At 32.5% G+C, this 18,272-nt stretch carries 19 protein-coding genes and 1 pseudogene; 15 read left to right on the top strand and 5 right to left on the bottom strand.

The window, feature by feature from the left end:
* The first annotated feature begins 85 nt into the window (after positions 1–85).
* From INR78_RS08220 to msrA, 3 genes are all read left to right on the top strand, one after another.
* Positions 86–1,180, top strand: coding sequence for a Nif3-like dinuclear metal center hexameric protein (locus INR78_RS08220; RefSeq protein ID WP_223076142.1), 1,095 nt, complete (start codon positions 86–88; stop codon positions 1,178–1,180).
* A 3-nt stretch (positions 1,181–1,183) separates the two neighbouring features.
* A complete protein-coding gene (locus INR78_RS08215; protein ID WP_223076141.1) occupies positions 1,184–1,969 on the top strand; it encodes a zinc ribbon domain-containing protein in 786 nt (261 codons plus the stop codon).
* A 132-nt stretch (positions 1,970–2,101) separates the two neighbouring features.
* Positions 2,102–2,758 (top strand): peptide-methionine (S)-S-oxide reductase MsrA, encoded by a 657-nt coding sequence (gene msrA / locus INR78_RS08210; protein ID WP_223076140.1) that lies wholly within the window; start codon positions 2,102–2,104, stop codon positions 2,756–2,758.
* Here the strand turns inward: msrA and INR78_RS08205 are convergent.
* Entirely contained in the window at positions 2,755–3,555 is an 801-nt protein-coding gene (locus INR78_RS08205) for a bifunctional 2-polyprenyl-6-hydroxyphenol methylase/3-demethylubiquinol 3-O-methyltransferase UbiG (protein ID WP_223076139.1), read from the bottom strand. The two genes, msrA and INR78_RS08205, sit on opposite strands and share 4 nt — an antisense overlap.
* Positions 3,556–3,644: 89 nt before the next feature.
* On the opposite strand from INR78_RS08205, the gene INR78_RS08200 reads away from it, so the two are divergent.
* A complete protein-coding gene (locus INR78_RS08200; RefSeq protein ID WP_223076138.1) occupies positions 3,645–4,319 on the top strand; it encodes a hypothetical protein in 675 nt (224 codons plus the stop codon).
* A 126-nt stretch (positions 4,320–4,445) separates the two neighbouring features.
* On the opposite strand, the gene INR78_RS08195 is transcribed toward INR78_RS08200, so the two are convergent.
* Positions 4,446–5,831 (bottom strand): HAMP domain-containing sensor histidine kinase, encoded by a 1,386-nt coding sequence (locus tag INR78_RS08195; protein WP_223076137.1) that lies wholly within the window; start codon positions 5,829–5,831, stop codon positions 4,446–4,448.
* A 140-nt stretch (positions 5,832–5,971) separates the two neighbouring features.
* Between INR78_RS08195 and kynU the strand changes: the two genes are divergently transcribed.
* The 11 genes and pseudogenes from kynU to INR78_RS08140 all read left to right on the top strand — a co-directional run bounded on the left by kynU (position 5,972) and on the right by INR78_RS08140 (position 15,108).
* Entirely contained in the window at positions 5,972–7,237 is a 1,266-nt protein-coding gene (gene kynU / locus INR78_RS08190; RefSeq protein WP_255593014.1) for a kynureninase, read from the top strand.
* Entirely contained in the window at positions 7,238–7,588 is a 351-nt protein-coding gene (locus INR78_RS08185) for a hypothetical protein (protein ID WP_223076135.1), read from the top strand.
* A 26-nt stretch (positions 7,589–7,614) separates the two neighbouring features.
* Positions 7,615–9,033, top strand: a complete 1,419-nt coding sequence (locus INR78_RS08180; protein WP_223076134.1) for an NAD(P)/FAD-dependent oxidoreductase — start codon at positions 7,615–7,617, stop codon at positions 9,031–9,033.
* Between the two features lie 138 nt (positions 9,034–9,171).
* Positions 9,172–9,600, top strand: coding sequence for a RidA family protein (locus INR78_RS08175; protein ID WP_255593010.1), 429 nt, complete (start codon positions 9,172–9,174; stop codon positions 9,598–9,600).
* A gap of 71 nt (positions 9,601–9,671) precedes the next feature.
* Complete coding sequence (locus INR78_RS08170; protein WP_223076133.1) at positions 9,672–11,111, top strand: aldehyde dehydrogenase; 1,440 nt, start codon at positions 9,672–9,674, stop codon at positions 11,109–11,111.
* A 36-nt stretch (positions 11,112–11,147) separates the two neighbouring features.
* Positions 11,148–11,465, top strand: a pseudogene (locus INR78_RS08165) (GIY-YIG nuclease family protein).
* Positions 11,466–11,498: 33 nt separating this feature from the next.
* Positions 11,499–12,281, top strand: coding sequence for an SDR family oxidoreductase (locus tag INR78_RS08160; RefSeq protein ID WP_223076132.1), 783 nt, complete (start codon positions 11,499–11,501; stop codon positions 12,279–12,281).
* A gap of 188 nt (positions 12,282–12,469) precedes the next feature.
* Positions 12,470–12,961: a 3-hydroxyanthranilate 3,4-dioxygenase gene (locus INR78_RS08155; RefSeq protein ID WP_036227447.1), complete on the top strand. Its 492-nt coding sequence runs from the start codon at positions 12,470–12,472 to the stop codon at positions 12,959–12,961.
* 67 nt (positions 12,962–13,028) lie between these two features.
* Positions 13,029–14,114, top strand: a complete 1,086-nt coding sequence (locus INR78_RS08150) for an amidohydrolase family protein (RefSeq protein ID WP_027880277.1) — start codon at positions 13,029–13,031, stop codon at positions 14,112–14,114.
* On the top strand, positions 14,114–14,755 hold the full coding sequence (locus INR78_RS08145; RefSeq protein WP_027880278.1) for an O-methyltransferase: 642 nt from the start codon (positions 14,114–14,116) through the stop codon (positions 14,753–14,755). Before INR78_RS08150 ends, INR78_RS08145 begins: the two co-directional genes overlap by 1 nt.
* A 5-nt stretch (positions 14,756–14,760) precedes the next feature.
* Positions 14,761–15,108, top strand: coding sequence for a hypothetical protein (locus INR78_RS08140; RefSeq protein ID WP_027880279.1), 348 nt, complete (start codon positions 14,761–14,763; stop codon positions 15,106–15,108).
* 81 nt (positions 15,109–15,189) lie between these two features.
* On the opposite strand, the gene INR78_RS08135 is transcribed toward INR78_RS08140, so the two are convergent.
* The 3 genes from INR78_RS08135 to INR78_RS08125 form a co-directional block, all read right to left on the bottom strand.
* Positions 15,190–16,710 carry a S8 family serine peptidase gene (locus INR78_RS08135; protein WP_223076131.1) on the bottom strand — a complete coding sequence of 507 codons (1,521 nt, stop codon included), beginning with the start codon at positions 16,708–16,710 and terminating at the stop codon, positions 15,190–15,192.
* A gap of 257 nt (positions 16,711–16,967) precedes the next feature.
* Entirely contained in the window at positions 16,968–17,255 is a 288-nt protein-coding gene (locus INR78_RS08130) for a twin-arginine translocase TatA/TatE family subunit (RefSeq protein ID WP_036227460.1), read from the bottom strand.
* Positions 17,256–17,287: 32 nt separating this feature from the next.
* On the bottom strand, positions 17,288–18,256 hold the full coding sequence (locus INR78_RS08125; RefSeq protein WP_223076130.1) for a type I phosphomannose isomerase catalytic subunit: 969 nt from the start codon (positions 18,254–18,256) through the stop codon (positions 17,288–17,290).
* Positions 18,257–18,272 lie beyond the last annotated feature (16 nt).

The raw sequence follows: 18,272 nt of genomic DNA, 5'->3' as shown, positions 1-18,272 counted from the left end.
ATAAAATTTCTGTTTTGTTTTAACAGATTACAGTAACGAAAGTAAATATTTTATATTTGTTTTAAATTATTAAACCTAAAAAAGTATGCTAATAAAAGACATTATTAACGCTTTAGAAGAAGATGCACCATTACACTATGCAGAAGATTTTGACAATGTTGGTCTTTTGGTTGGCAATAAAAATACCGAAGTTACTTCGGCTTTAATCACATTAGACACAACAGAAGATGTTGTAGAAGAAGCTATTGCAAAAAAATGCAACTTAATTATCAGTTTTCACCCTATCATTTTTAAAGGTTTAAAAAGCTTAACAGGCAAAAATTATGTAGAGCGCACTGTGTTAAAAGCCATAAAAAACGATATTGCTATTTATGCCATACATACCGCTTTAGACAATTACAAAAAAGGTGTAAACGCTATGCTTTGTAATCAATTAGGCTTGGTTAATCAACGCATTTTAATTCCGCAAAAACAAACTATAAAAAAACTAACAACATTTGTTCCTAAAGCAGAAGCAGAACAACTTCGTAATGCACTATTTAGCGCAGGAGCAGGAAGCATCGGTAATTATAATCATTGTAGTTTTAACGTAGAAGGTATTGGCACATTCAATCCTAACGAAGACACAAATCCTACTATTGGTAATATTGGTGAAACGCATTACGAAAACGAAACAAAAATTGGCATTACATTCCCTAAACACTTAGAAAACAAAGTTTTAGAAGCATTATTTAAATCACATTCTTATGAAGAGGTTGCTTACGAGGTAACTACTTTAGAAAACACAAATCAAAATATAGGAATGGGAATGATTGCTGAATTTGAAACCGCTATGACAGAAGTTGATTTTTTAAATCATCTTAAGCAAAAAATGAAGGTTTCAAACATTAGACACACTCAATTTTTAGAAAAACCAATCAAAAAAGTAGCGGTTTTAGGTGGTTCTGGTAGCTTTGCTATTGGTACTGCAAAAGCATCAGGCGCAGACGCTTATGTCACTGCAGACCTTAAATATCACGACTTTTTTCAAGCAGAAAACAACATCCTTTTAGCAGATATTGGACATTACGAGAGCGAACAGTACACAAAAAACGGTTTAGTAGCAATACTTACAAAAAAAATTCCTAATTTTGCATTCGTTTTATCAAACACAAATACCAATCCTGTTAAGTATTTTTAAAATATGGCAAAGAAGAAAGAAGCAACAGTAGAAGAACGTTTAAGAGCATTATACGATCTACAATTAATCGACTCTAGAATAGACGAGATAAGAAACGTTCGTGGAGAACTACCTTTAGAGGTTAGCGATTTAGAAGATGAAGTTGCGGGATTAAAAACAAGACTAGAAAAATTAGAAGAAAGTCTTAATAATATTGATACTGAAATTTCTGATAGAAAAAATTTAATTGAAGAATCTAAAGCTTTAATTAAAAAGTACACAGAACAACAAAAAAATGTTAGAAATAACAGAGAATTTAACTCTTTAAGTAAAGAAGTTGAATATCAAGAATTAGAAATTCAATTAGCTGAAAAGCACATAAGAGAATTTAAAGCTCAAATCGAGCAAAAGAAAGAAGTAATTGCTAAAACTAAAGAGCATACTAAAGATCGTGAAACACACCTTAAACACAAAAAAGGTGAATTAGAGGCTATTTTAAAAGAAACTGAAAAAGAAGAGAAAGCTTTAATTGAAAAGTCTGAAGAGTCTAAAGATAAAATAGAAGATCGTTTAGTAAAAGCCTACGAGCGAATAAGAGCAAACGTAAAAAACGGATTAGCTGTTGTACCAATTGAAAGAGGTGCATCTGGAGGATCTTACTTTACAATTCCGCCACAAGTACAAATGGAAATTGCATCACGTAAAAAAATTATTACAGACGAGCACAGTGGACGTATCTTAGTAGATTCGGCTTTAGCAGACGAAGAGCAAGAAAAAATGAACAAGTTATTTGCTAAGTTATCATCTTAAGCTAAATAACAGAACAAATATTTTATCAGAGCCTTCAATAAATTGAAGGTTCTTTTTTTTTAAGACAATTTTATAAAAAAGAAATTAAGGCTTTAGTAATTTTTACGTCTAAAGATGAAAAAGAAATTTATTATGAAACGATTACTACCTATCCTATTACTTACGCTCCTTTTTAGCTGTAATAATCAAGCACAAACAAATCCAAAACAAGAAGCAGTAAAAAATGCCAAGCCTATTGAAGTACCTTTAAAAAACGGATTAGCTAAAGCATATTTTGCTAGTGGCTGTTTTTGGTGTGTAGAAGCAGTTTACGAAAGTGTTAAAGGTGTAAATGAAGCTATAAGTGGTTATTCTGGCGGATATACACAAAACCCAACTTACGAGATAAGTAACACAGGATTAACGGGTCATGCCGAAGCTGTAGAAGTAATTTACGACCCTAAAGTTGTTAGTTTTTCAACCTTGGTAGATGTATATTTTGCTTCACAAAATCCAACACAAGTTAATGGACAAGGACCAGATCGTGGATCTCAATACCGTTCTATTATTTTTTATCAAAATGAAGCACAAAAGAAAATTATAGAAGAGAAAAAAGCTGCTTTAGCTAAACAATTAAATGCAACAATTGCTGCTGAAGTCTATCCGTTTCAAAAATTTTGGAAAGCAGAAGACTATCACCAAAATTATGAGAAGCTACATCCTGAAAACCCATATATACAAAACGTTTCTATACCACGTTTAAAAAAGTTTCAAGCTAAAATGCCTGAAGTTTTAAAGGAAAAACACTAAACTTTCCTAGCCTTTATCTCAAAGATTAAAGGATACAATTTATCTTTAGTAACGTACGTTTCAGATTTAGTTTGTTCTAAATTTGGAAGTACGTTATAAGGACTTTCATCATGCTCGTTTAAATAATCAATACGTAAACCAGCTTCGGTTAATGCGTTGATGACTTCGCTTAAACCATGGTTCCAACCGTATTCTTTACTTATCATTTTAGAATCAGTATCTGCGTAAGTCCCTTCGTATTCTTCATAAATTGCTTCATCTTGCATGTAACCGTATTTCATTTTTGGTTGTCCGTCTAAATAATCAAACATCCAAACTATTGGATGAAACTCGACCATATAAAATGTACCTCCTTCTTTTAAACGCTCTGCAATCATTTTTCCCCAAGGTTTTAAATCGGGTAACCAACCTATTACACCATAACTAGTAAAAACAATATCAAACTGCTCTTTTACATGTTGTGATGTATCTAAAACATTACAACATATAAAGTTGGCATCTAATTTTAATTGATTGTTTAATTGTTGCGCAAGTTTTACACCTTCGTCACTTAAATCTACTCCTGTACACTTTGCGCCTAACTTACTCCAACTTAAGGTGTCTTGACCAAAATGACATTGCAAATGCAATAACGACTTACCTTTTACGTCTGGCAAAGCTTTTAACTCGTATGCATTAAGCGAGTTTTCACCATTTATAAATGCGTCTAAATTATAAAAATCGCTATTGGCGTGCGCTTTTACTTTTTTATTCCAAGTAGCTTTATTTGTACTAAAGGCGTCGTTAAGGTCTTTCATTTTTGTAAATTAATGATGCTAAATTTTATCTAAAATTAAACTAAAAAATTGATTCCGAATTTCTATTACGTATTTTTGCAAAAAAACTTATGAGAATACTTTATACAATTTCTATACTTTCAATTTTACTTTTTAGTTGTAAAAATGAAACTAAACAAGTCCAAAAAAAAGAATCAAAACCAATTACTACTGCCGAGAAAATTGCTAACAACTATGGGTTTAAGCAGTTTAAAAACATTAAAGAAATAGCATTTACTTTTAATGTAGATAAAGATAGTTCTCATTACCAACGCTCTTGGATATGGAAACCTAAAAGTAATGATGTAACTTTAATTACCGCTAAAGATACAATTACCTACAACCGAAAATCTATTGATAGTACATCTATAAAAGCAGATCAAGGCTTTATTAATGATAAATTCTGGTTGTTAACTCCATTCCAATTAATGTGGGATAAAAGTGCTTCAATATCAAAAGTTGTAAAAGCTAAAGCACCAATAAGTAAATTAGAAACTAATAAAATAACTATTACCTATCCTAATAATGGAGGATATACACCTGGTGATGCTTATGACTTTTATTTTAATGATAATTACCTTATTACCGAATGGGTTTATAGAGAAGGAAATAAAAAAGAGGCTTCATTAATTACAACTTTTGAAAACCACAAAGATTTTAATGGTATTAAAATTGCTTTAGAACATAAACAAGCAGATGTTAATTGGAATTTAAACTTTACTGATATAAAAGTTACCACAGAATAAACCTTTCGGTTTTTTAATCTTAATTTTGTCTTATACAATGTAAGTTTCACGTGGGTTTAAAACTTAAAACGTATAGCTTACATTTTCCGCCATATGGCGTCTATATATATTTGCGCTTTGATTATATCAAGGCGCTTTTTTGTAGTCTCCTAATGTAAAGTAAATCTGGGTACCACGCCCTAAAACACTTTCAATTTTTATTTTCCCACCTAAGATATTTATATAAGCATTAGCAATGGTCAACCCAAGTCCTGCACCATGTAAAGCAGACTCATTATCTAAGTCTACTTTAAAAAAAGGCAATCTTACTTTATCTAGATCTTTGTCTGCTATACCTATACCTGTATCTTGTATTTTAAACTCTACTTTTTTATCATCTAAAATATTACAAATTACATTTACTACTCCGTAAGGTTTAGTAAATGTAATAGCGTTTTGTATTAAATGTTTTAAAGCTTCATAAAGCTTTTCTTGGTCACTCAGCAACATATAATCTTGCTCAATATCTGCAGTAATCATTAGTTTTACTTTATGAGCTTTAGCTAAAAAATAAAGATCTTTTTTTATATTTTCTAAAACAGTTTCAATATTTACCGGTTCTGTATTAATTGTATATACACCAGACTCTATTTTAGATACTTCTACAACATCATTAAAAACACTAAGTAGTTTATTTCCATTAGTTTCTATAATATTAAAGTATTCTTTGTTTTTATCATCAATATTTAAACTCGATTTTAACAAAGCTGTACTACCCAAAATACTATACATTGGTGTATTAATCTCATGACTCATATTACCTAAGAAGGCTGTTTTTAATCTATCAGATTGCTCTGCTTTTTCTTTAGCTTTGATTGTTAATTTATTTTCTTCTATTAATAAGTCCTGAAGCTCTGCTTCTTTAAGTAATGCTTTATTTAGCTGCTTAATTAAAAAAGCTACACAAAACACAGTAAGTAAAGAGAATAATATATTATTAATAAACACAGTCATTAACCCTTCAAACGGACCTTCTACATAAAAATTAATTTCAATAATTTTAAAATATTTTATAACTAATACTAAAAAATAAAATAATGCTGTAAGTAAAACCGTATAAACACCTGCTTTTGTACCACTATATAGTGTTACAAGTATGCTAACCATATAAAGTAAAATTGGTCCATTTCCTCCTAATCCTAAATCCAAAACCAGACAAAGTGAAAGCACAAAAAAGTTAACAGTAAAAATTTGTTTTCTATGTTTTAAACTAAGTGGCTTATAGAAAAAAGCAAAAAACAATAAAATTATAGCTAACGTATCTATGTATAAAATAAACAATTTATCTAAAACTATTGCTGCTGTAATACTTGGCACATAAGCTACAGAACCTAGCAAAACGGTTAAAGTTATTATTGAAATAAAAAGTTTATCCCTGTAATAAGACAGACGATCTGTTTCATTTTTATGATTTTGCATATCTAGATAAGAGATATACCATCTTTGATATTTACGTAGAAAATCTCTTACCATTTACGTTAATGTTAGTTTCATAAAAAATCAATCAAAAAAAATTAAAAAACTATTGTAATTATACCAATTACAACGCTAGTAATCTTTAAGTACTTAATAAATTTATGTTATTTTTGTTAGCAACGCAAAAAAATATACAATTGACCAACTATAAAACCGGTCTTGATTACGCAAAAACACAAGACCAAAAAGATTCTTTAGCGAAATATCGCAATCAATTTCATATTCCAAAAGATAAAGAAGGAAACGACTGGTTATACTTTACAGGAAACTCGCTAGGATTACAACCAAAAAGTACACAAAAATACATTCAACAAGAATTAAACGATTGGGCAAAGCTTGGTGTAGAAGGACATTTTGAAGCCAAAAACCCATGGATGCCGTATCACGAATTCTTGACTGAAAGTATGGCAAAAATCGTAGGCGCAAAACCTATTGAAGTTGTAGTGATGAATACGCTAACCACTAACCTACACTTGCTAATGGTTAGTTTTTATCAACCTACAAAGACCAAATATAAAATTGTAATTGAAAGTGATGCATTTCCGTCAGATCGATATGCAGTGCAAACACAATTAGATTTTCATGGTTTTGATACTAATGAAGGTTTAATTGAATGGAAACCTCGTGAAGGTGAAGAATTACTAAACATTGAAGATTTAGAAACCATTTTAGATGAACAAGGTGATGAAATCGCTTTGCTATTAATTGGTGGCGTTAATTATTACACAGGTCAATATTTAGATATAAAGCGTATTGCCGAATTAGGTCACGCTAAAAACTGTATGGTTGGTATCGATTTAGCGCATGGCGTAGGAAACATTCTACCAGAATTACACAATTCAGGAGTCGATTTTGCAGCTTGGTGTACTTACAAATATTTAAATTCTGGACCAGGTAGTTTAGGCGGACTTTTTGTTCACGAAAAACACGCGCACAATAAAGATTTAAAGCGTTTTGCTGGTTGGTGGAGTCATAATAAAGACACACGTTTTAATATGCGTCAACCATTAGACGTTACACCTGGCGCCGAAGGTTGGCAACTTAGTAATCCACCAATTTTATCTATGGCTGCCATAAAAGCGTCTTTGGATATGTTTAACGAGGTTGGTATGGAAGCGTTACGCAAAAAATCAGAACAACTAACAGGTTATTTTGAGTTTTTAATTAATGAATTAAACAACGATAAAATAAAAATAATCACACCAACAGATCCAAAACAACGTGGTTGCCAATTATCGATTCAAGTTAAAGATGCCGATAAAAGCTTACATCACAAATTGACCGAAGCTAATATAATTACAGATTGGCGCGAACCTGATGTAATACGTTGTGCACCAGTACCGCTTTACAACAGTTTTGAAGATGTATTTAGAATGGTTGAAAAGTTGAAAGAAATTTTGTAGATGAAAAATTTTTTTTCACTAATAAAGGATGAAAATATTTTACTCAAAATCAAGAAGAAATCTCAAGCAAGTTTTTGGGAATATCAAATTTTAGGTCTGTTCTATTATCTTTTTAATTTAAGCTTTGACTATTTTATAATAACTGAAAAAAAAATAGTTTATGTAATAAAAAATAAATTAATAAAAATTGATGAATACAGTGATTTTTCAACCTTAGAATTTAATTCTAAAAACGATATTTTTTACTATAAAAACATTGATAATCAAGAACAAAAATTAAATTTAAAAAGACTTAGATTATCTTATGAAGAAATTCAAAAAATAAAGAAAGTATTGAATCATAATATTTAGACACTTGATTAAACAAGGATAAAATAATGAAACAAAAAGAAAACATATTAATCATCGGCGCAGGTTTATGCGGTTCACTTTTAGCACTTCGTTTAGCACAACGTGGCTATAACGTTAATGTTTACGAAAGCAGACCAGATCTTCGAGTTACAGATATTTCTGCAGGACGTTCTATCAACCTTGCCTTATCAGATCGCGGATTTAAAGCCTTACGTTTAGCTAATGTTGAAGATAAAGCGCGTGAGATTTGTATCCCAATGAAAGGTAGACTCATGCACGATACCAAAGGTAACACCTTTGCATCCAACTATTCTGGTCGCGATAACGAATACATCAACTCAATTTCAAGAGGCGATTTAAATGGCATGTTATTAACCGAAGCCGATAAATACAACAATCTAACTATTCATTTTAATACAGAATGTGAAACTGTAGATTTAGACACAAACACCGTTCATTTTGTAAACCGAAACACAAAAGAAACGTTTAACGTCACTGCAGACGTTATTTTTGGTACAGATGGCGCAGGTTCAGAATTAAGAAAAAGCTACTTTTTACAGCGTAAATTTTTGTTTAGTTTTTCTCAAAATTTCTTAACTCACGGTTATAAAGAATTAGAAATTCCTGCAGCCAAAGACGGAAGCCATCAAATCAGTAAAGATTATTTGCATATTTGGCCAAGAGGCGAATATATGCTTATCGCTTTACCTAATTTAGACGGAAGTTTTACGGTGACGCTGTTTTTAAGCCATGAAGAAGGCACTTATAATTTCAAAGATTTAGATACTGAAGACAAAATAAAAGCCTTTTTCCAAGCACAATTTCCTGATGCTTTAGCGCTAATTCCGAACATTGCTGAAGAGTTTGCAAACAATCCAACAGGCGCTTTAGGGACTATAAAATCTTCACCTTGGCATTATCAAGGCAACACTTTAATTTTAGGTGATGCAGCACATGCTGTTGTTCCGTTTTACGGTCAAGGGATGAATGCCTCTTTTGAAGATGTAGCTGTTTTAGATAGCATTATCGATAAACATGAAGACGATTGGGAAACCATTTTTAAAACCTACCAATCGGTTAGAAAAGCAGATGCAGATGCTATTGGCGAGTTAGCCGAAGAGAACTATTACGAAATGCGTGATCACGTTGCTAACCCAATGTTCAAAACAAAGCGCCTGCTAGAAATGCAATTAGAAAAGCATTTCCCAGAGCACTATTTTTCAAAATACTCGATGGTCACATTCAATGAAAATATTGGCTATCACGAAGCTATGACCAAAGGTCGTGCGCAAGACAAAGCCATTTTAAACATGATTGCAGACAATGAGATATCAATAACAGCAGATATGACTTATGAGCAATTAGAAAAGGCTTTACAAAAAGTACAAGAAAAAACTAACGATATTATAGATGATGACAACGTTGCAAAAACGATGCATCACTAAATTCCTGCGAAAGCAGGAATCTCATAAAAAAGAATAAACTGTCACTTCGAGCGCAGTCGAGAAGTCTCTATAAAAGATTGCTCTATTGGCTCAATATGACAAAATAATCAATAAAAAAGATTCTGAATAAAGTTCAGAATGACAACTAATATGAACACAAACGCAGGAACTAAAGTAACACCAAGAGGCGCATATCCACATGTAAAAGTGGTCGGCGATTTCATTTTCGTATCAGGAACCAGTTCAAGACGTGCGGACAATACGATTGCTGGTGTAGAACTTATTGACGAAATGAACACCAAAAAATTAGATATCGAAGTTCAAACCAGAGAAGTTTTAAAAAACATCGATAAAAATTTACAAACCGTTGGTGCCAGCCTAAAAGACGTAGTTGATGTGACTACATTTTTAGTAAACATGAACGATTTTGCAGGTTACAACAAAGCCTACGCTGAGTTTTTTGAAAAAGCAACAGGACCAACAAGAACAACAGTTGCCGTGCACCAATTACCACATCCAGATTTATTGGTTGAGATAAAGGTTATGGCGTACAAAAGAAAAGAGTAAAGAGAAGAGAACAGAGAGAAAAGACAAAAACTCTATTTTCTATATTCTTTTCTCTATTATCTGTGAATAAAATGAACATCAAAAACTACATAAACGGCGAATTCACAAATCCAGAAAGCAATCAGTGGATTGACAACTACAATCCTTCAAATGGTGAAGTCTATGGACAAATCCCAAACTCATCAAAAGACGATGTAGAGCAAGCTTATCAAAGCGCTAAATCTGCTTTTCCTAGCTGGAGTCAAACTACATTAGAAGAACGTAGCAGAATTCTAATTAAGATTTCAGAATTATTAGAAGCCAATTTAGACCGTTTTGCTGAAGCCGAAAGTAAGGACAACGGAAAACCTGTAAGTCTTGCCAAAATGGTCGATATACCAAGAGCTGCAAGTAATTTCAGGTTTTTTGGAAATGCCATTACACAATTTGCAAGCGAAAGTCACGAAAGCGTTGGTCAAAACGCTGTAAATTATACACTACGCCAACCTATTGGTGTTGTTGGTTGTATAAGTCCGTGGAATTTACCTTTATATCTTTTCACTTGGAAAATAGCACCAGCAATCGCAGCTGGTAATTGCGTCGTAGCCAAACCAAGCGAAGTCACACCAATGACAGCTTATTTATTAGGCGAAATTTGTAACGAAGCTGGTTTGCCAAAAGGCGTGTTGAATATTGTTCACGGTTTAGGCACTACGACAGGTCAAGCTATAGTAGAACATACAAATATCAAAGCTATTAGTTTTACTGGCGGAACAGCAACTGGCGCACATATTGCCAAAGTCGCTGCACCAATGTTTAAAAAACTGTCTTTAGAATTAGGCGGAAAAAATCCAAATATCATCTTTGCCGATTGCGATTATGACGATATGCTGAACACAACGTTACGCTCGTCGTTTGCTAATCAAGGTCAGATTTGTTTATGTGGAAGCCGAATTTTTGTAGAAGAAACTATTTATGACAAATTCAAAGCTGACTTTGTCGAAAAAGTAAAAAGTTTAAAAGTTGGTCACCCTTCTGAAATAGATACGAATATTGGAGCATTAGTTTCAAAACTACATCTTGAAAAGGTGAAAAGCTACATCGAAATTGCTAAAGAAGAAGGCGCAACTGTTTTATGTGGCGGAAACGAAGTTACTGTTGAAGGCTACGAAAACGGTTACTATTTGCAACCTACAGTTATCGAGGTTAAAACAGACGATTGCCGTGTAAATCAAGAAGAAATTTTTGGTCCAGTCGTCACCATTATGCCATTTAAAACTGAAGACGACGTGTTAGAAATGGCTAATAAGGTGAAATATGGATTATCGGCAACACTTTGGACCAATAACCTAAAGCGCACGATGCGAATGAGCAACCAACTACAAGCAGGTATTGTTTGGGTAAACACTTGGATGATGCGCGATTTACGAACACCTTTTGGTGGCGTAAAAGCAAGCGGAGTTGGTCGCGAAGGTGGATTTGAAGCTTTACGCTTTTTTACTGAGGCTAAAAATGTATGTATAAAGTATTAATTTGATGTCGCCTCGAGCGCAGTCGAGAGGTTAATTATGAAAACGTATTATGTTTACATATTGAAATGTTCAGATGGGTTAACATATACTGGAATAACAAATAACATATCTAGGCGATTTGAAGAACACTAAAACGGATTAAATAAAACATGTTTTACATACAAAAGAAGACCTGTTGAATTAATATTTCATCAAGAGTTTAACAATGTAGAACAAGCAATATATTTTGAAAAGAAAATAAAAAAATGGAGTGCAAAAAAGAAATTTGCTTTAGCTAATGGAGAGTATAATTTGTTGCAAATTCTAGCTGAATGTAGAAATGCAACACATTCTAAATATAAACCGAACAGTTAAGTAGGTCTCGACTGCGCTCGACAAGACAGAATTATGAATCTAAACTTAAACAACAAATACGCGCTAGTATGTGGTAGCACAGCAGGAATTGGTAAAGCAACTGCTTTAGCTTTAGCTGAAGAAGGTGCAAATATCACACTAGTAGCAAGAAACGAAGCCAAGCTAAAGGCAGTTTTAGCTGAATTACCAAAACACAGAAATCACGATTATATCGTAGCCGATTTTTCTAATCCGATGGAATTAAAAGAAAAAGTTGAAAGCTATATTAAGAATATTCACGGATTTCATGTCTTGGTAAACAATACTGGTGGACCAGCTGGTGGACCAGTTTTTGATGCAAAAATTGAAGAATTTGAAAGCGCTTTTACACAACATTTAAAATGTAATCATGTATTAGTGCAAGCTGTTGTTCCGTTTATGAAAGATGAAGAATATGGACGTATTGTTAACGTAATTTCTACCTCTGTAAAACAGCCATTAGATGGACTTGGTGTAAGTAATACCATTCGTGGTGCCGTAGCTAACTGGAGCAAAACCTTGGCTAACGAGCTTGGACAGTTTAGTATTACTGTAAACAATGTATTACCTGGAGCAACAGGAACAGAACGTTTAACTGAAATTATTAAAAACAAAAGCGCTAAAACAGGCAAGACGGAAGAAGAATCTGCTAATGCTATGAAAAGCGCTGTACCAGCAAAACGTTTTGCAAAACCAGAAGAATTAGCTGCTGCAATCACCTTTTTAGCAAGTGAATGTGCCAGCTATATTAACGGAATTAACCTTCCGGTTGATGGTGGTAGAACAAAAAGTTTATAAGCCTAATATTTCAAAAATATTATTCTTAATTTTATTGAATTGATGAATCTGCGTTAAGGATTGCAGCGACATCCTTTTTTACGTCAGTTTGAGTGTTTTGCGAAGCATGAGCAAAATGTATCGAAAACAAGTAAAAAAGATATAGCGTAAAGCCTGACCCGATAGGGTAACGCCCAAAATATTATATTATGAGCAAATTATTTCCGCCTATTAATTTTAAAGCATGGATTGAAGAAAATCGTCATTTATTAAAACCACCTGTTGGTAATAAAGTGGTTTGGAAAGATGCCGATGTTATTGTTATGGTTGTTGGTGGACCAAACGATAGACAAGATTATCACTATAATGAAACACCTGAATTTTTCCATCAAATTGAAGGCGACATGGTCTTAAAAGTGATTGAAGATGGTAAACCAAAAGATATTCATATTAGAGAAGGTGAAATTTTTGTATTACCGCCAAAAGTACCACATTCACCTCAACGTAGTGCAAACACTGTTGGTTTGGTGATCGAATATCCAAGACCAGAAGGTGTTATGGATAAATTACAATGGTACTCGGATGAGGATACAAGTTTGATTTATGAAGAAGAATTTATGCTTGATAATATAGAAACTGATATGCCTGCTATTTTTGACCGTTATAACGATATGGTTAAAAAAGGTGCTTTTAAAAAATAAACCCAATTACATCTAACCAACAGAAAAACAGTTACTAAAATTTAAAATTTGGTAATCCCTTAAACAAATGAGCAAACGCAAACTAAGAATTAACGGTCATTCACATTTACTGCCTTATCCGGAAGAAATTCCACAATTTATGAAAGATAAAGGTATTTTTTGGGTAGATAAAGACCGTAAATACATGCTTCAAAAAGATTGGAATAGACCCATTACTGACTCAAGTTTTTTCTTAAATGAAAAATTAGAATGGATGGAGCGCAACAAAATAGACCATGCAGTTGTGCTAAACTTATCTCAGTTATATGGTAATGGTTTGCGTGTTGAAGAAATGAAGCAAGCCTTACGTTTTCAAAATGATTTTAACGCAAAAATTCAGCATGAAAACCCAAGCAAATTTACTACAGGGTTTGTAGTACATCCAGGATTTGTACGTGGTGCTTGTTGGGAAATTGAACGCTGTGTGGAAGAATTAGGTATGCGTTTATTGTGTCTACCAACGCATTACATGGATACGATTGGGACTTGGCGTTGTATTTTTGATGAGGAAAACGAGCCTATTTTTGAATTGGCCAATAAGTATAATTTAGCTGTTGAAATTCATCCCTATGATGGTGAAAAATTTATCAAATTAGAAAACACATCGTGGCGATTTCATCTCATTTGGATGTTAGCGCAATGTGCAGATGCGTATCACTTTTTAACCTTAAATGGCTATCAAGATAAGTATCCAAACATGCGAACTTGTTTTGCGCATGGCGGACAATTGGCACAGATTAATTTAGGACGACGCATACAAGGATTTGATGGTAGACCAGATTTATTTGAAGGTAAACATCACCCAAGAAAAGCTGTAGCGCATCCAAATATTTTCTTTGATACATTGGTACACGATACTGGCGGACTTCAATTATTGATTAAAAATCAAACGTCTAAACAAGTCTTAATGGGATTAGATGATCCATATCCTTTAGGTGAAATGGAAAGCGTAAAACAAAGTTCTTATCCGGGTAAAATATTAGATCTAGCTATAGAAAGAGATATTATTAATGAAACCGAACGTGATGCAATTTGGGAAGACAATGTAATACGTTGGCTTTGCGGAAATGATCAAGCTGAAAAGGATAAATTATATAAGCGAATTTTAGGATAATGCACTTTTTACCAGAAAAATTAGACGATTATGTTGTTGCACATTCTGAAGAAGAGCCTGAATTACTACAACAACTAACCAGAGAAACCTACCAAAAAATTTTACAACCTATTATGCTTTCTGGATCGTATCAAGGTCGTGTGTTAAGCATGATTTCTAAATTAGTGCGTCCTAAAACTATTTTAGAATTAGGTACTTTTACAGGTTATGCAACACTTTGTTTAGCTGAAGGTTTAGATAAAAATGGTCAAATACATACTATAGATATTAATGAAGAATTGCATGATTTTCAGCGTAAATATTTTGATAAATCAGCTTATGGAGATCAAATCATTCAGCATACAGGAAGTGCTTTAGATATTATTCCTGCTTTAGATATGACATTTGATTTAGTATTTATTGATGCAGATAAACCTAATTACGTTAATTACTTTCATTTAATTATTGAAAAGCTAAATCCTGGCGGGATTATTCTATCTGATAACGTCTTATGGCACGGTAAAGTAGTTGAACCTTTAAACGAAAAAGATACATCTACAAAAGCTGTTTTAGAGTTTAATAAACTTTTAAAAGACGACCATCGCATAGAAACTGTATTGCTACCAATACGTGATGGACTGACTATTAGTAGAAAAAAATAGGTTTTATGAAGTTAAGAGATATCATAATATTAATTTTGAAATGGTTACCAACAGTAGCAATCTCTATTTTTTATATATTAAATGCTGTAGATAAAATTATTGATTCAAATCAGAACGAAAAGGTGATTTCTAATTCAAGTGTTATGATTTCTACTGGGATTTTCTTACTTGTTTCAGTGATATTATTTTTTTATAACAAGACGATGTTTATAGGAACTTTTTTACTATCTCTTTACATGACTCTTATAGTATTTATACATATCTATAAGGATAAACCTTTTGAGGTTGCAGCATTAATTGTGATTTCAACCATTTTTGCTTGCTATATAAGAAATCCTAAACAATTCAATTAAAACTAAGAGTAATTACTCTCTTTAAAAGCAAAAAAACCTCTTCAACTTGAAGAGGTTTTTTTGTGACTTATTTCATTTTAATTATTGTACAGCTTGCAAAGCATCTATTGTTCCGTAACCAAAACTAGAATGTTTATTAGGATATAAATGTGCAGATTGCTTTAACTTATTTAAGACTTGGCTTCTACTCCAACTTGGATATTTAGACCAAACTAATGCAGCAATACCAGCAGTTGTTGCTGTAGCGACAGAAGATCCGCCTGTATATTGTCTTTGTCCGTTATAAAACCCTAAAACTGGCGGATGTTTACTAGTATTATTATCACCTTCCATTACGATAGTAAAATCTATTTTATCACCTTCGTGACACACATCGCAAGTTTCATAATAAGCACCATCTGTAATACCAGTTACTGCAACAGTTTCGCTCATAGTTGCTGGAAAAATAACACCATACCAATTGGTAAAACTAGTTGATGTTCCTCCAGCAGCAAAAATTAATTTTCCTTTACTGTATGCGTATTTAACTGCATCTTTTATATTACCAATTGACCACGGATAACCTATTGACATCGAGATTATTTTAACATCACTTCTGTTTCCTAATTGAGTTAATGCATCACTTACACCTTTACGCTCGTGATAATCATTTAAAACTACATCTTCCGTAGCTCTGTAAGCCACAAGGTTTGCATTATAAGCAACACCAACTGGCATTCCGTTATCGTTACGCGGTGCAGCAATGGTTGATCCCATTTGCGTACCATGACCACATTTATCATGTGGACCATCATAATTGCTGCTCCACCACCAAGAAGAATCTATAAATGTCCCGTACTTTTGAACAAAACGACCGTTTGAATATCCGTCGTTAAATCCAGAACTATTTAATAATGTTTGAGATTGAGATACACCTGTATCTATTAATCCTACAGTAATACCTGATCCTGTTGAATAGTTCCATGCTTGTGGAATATTGTGCTGATAGAAGTGCCAAGACACTTGCGCATTATTTGGGGCTACAGTAGAATAATGTGCAGAATTTATAGTTTCTCCATTTTTAGAACATCCAGAATCTGACAAAGATCGTTGACTACTTGTGTTAGTAGAATAATATTGGTTATATCCATTAGGCTCTAAATACCTAACACCATTGATTGATTTTAAGCGTTTTATTGTTTCAAAATTTTCAACCTGAACATCAACAACATTAATAATATCATGCTCTACCAATGTTTTTTCGCTTCGTTTATATCCTTCAGTAGCTTCTACAATTTGAAGAATATTTTCTAAGTTTTGTTTTAGTCTTTCAGATTTTACTTCACTAAAAAACTCATCTTCTTGACCGTAACCTATCGTTAAAATATTATTACCGTGTGTAACTGCACTCCAAAGTGTATGTGCATCTACTTGGCTCCAATCAAAATCACCAGTAGTTTCTAAACTTTCGGTTATTTTACTATTAATTTCTTGTACTGTTAAAGGATCTTTTACTTGTTGCACTGAAAAAGATTGATCTTCATGCACGTCTTCTTCTTGACAAGATTGCATAAAAACAATTGCTAAACAAAATATTGCTAGCTTTAAGGGAAAAGTTTTCATAATTGCTGGTTTATCGGTTAATCAATTAAATATATAAATAATTAACAAATATTAACTTATAAAATTATGAATTCTCTAAAAAAATAGAAGTTTGGTGTGAAATTTAATATATATTTTAGCGATTAATCCCATTGAAGTATAATATACTATTGCACTAAAAAAGCTGAGATTTAAAAATAACTTTCTCTTCTACTTTCCTCTAAAATAAAAAGGATATAAAAGTATGGAGCGACACTTATGAAAATGTACTAAAAGCTTTATTTGTTACGTTTTATTGAACCTGTAAACTGCTCTAAATCGTCTTTTACTTTGTTTAACTCTTCGTTTACTTCTTTGGTAATGCTTGTATCTATACCATTATTTTCTGCAGATTTTGTAATCTCATGTTTAATATCGTTGGTAGCGTCTTTTAATGTACGCATACCTTTCCCTAATCCTTTAGCGATATCTGGTATATTTTTAGCTCCGAACAGCATGACAACCACCAAGAGTATGAAAAACACTTCGGTTGTACTAATAAATAATATTTGTGATGCTAATATCATGCTGCAAATATACTAAGATGTTTGTTTAGTCCTTAAAAATAAACCTCCAAAATTTGAGCGTCATCAGACTTTAACATAACGTCATTTACAGATGCTGGTAAAAGAATGGTTTCTCCTGTATTTATGGTATAATCTTTTTGCTGATATTGAATTACAGCTTGACCAGAAACACACATGTAAATCACAAAAGAATCTACATTACTGTAATCTTTTTTTACTTCTCCTTTAATTGGTAGAAAATTAGATTTAAAATATGGAGAATGAATTAATTTATTAGATGTATTTAATTCTTTTTGATAATCAGTCCTGTAGCTACTTTCTACATTAAAATCAAGCACTTCTGTAGCTTGTTCTGTATGTAACTCTCTTGTTTTACCTGTTGTTTTGTCTACACGATCATAATCATAAACACGATAAGTGACATCTGATGTTTGCTGAATTTCTGCCAACATAACTCCTGCTCCAATAGCATGTATACGACCCGTTGGAATATAAAATGCATCTCCTTTTTTTACATTTTCATGATGCATTACATCTAAAACAGATGTATCTTCTAAATGCTGTTTAAATTGTGTTTTATCAATTTCTTTTTCAAAACCTACAATAATATTAGCGTCTTGATCTGCTTGCATGATGTACCACATTTCGTTTTTCCCAAAGGAATTATGATGTGCTTTTGCATATTCATTATTAGGATGTACTTGTATTGAAAGTGGTGTTTTAGCATCTATAAATTTAATTAGCAAAGGAAAAGCTTCACCAAACTGTTTATACACGCTTTCTCCTAAAAATTCGCCTTTAAACTCTTTTATTAGTTGTTTTAAAGTGTAACCTTTTAATGATCCATCTGCAACTACTGTTTCATCATTAGGTACATCAGAGATTTCCCAAGACTCACCAATAGATTCTGAATCGTAATCTTTATTAAGAACGGTTTTTAATTTGTTTCCGCCCCAAATTCTATACTTAAATAGAGGTTGAAATTTTAAAGGAGTTAGCATTTGTCTAATATTTTAA

The sequence above is a fragment of the Mesoflavibacter sp. SCSIO 43206 genome, from assembly GCF_019904215.1.
Lineage (GTDB): Bacteria > Bacteroidota > Bacteroidia > Flavobacteriales > Flavobacteriaceae > Mesoflavibacter > Mesoflavibacter zeaxanthinifaciens.
This window is presented reverse-complemented; position numbering and strand designations above follow the sequence as displayed.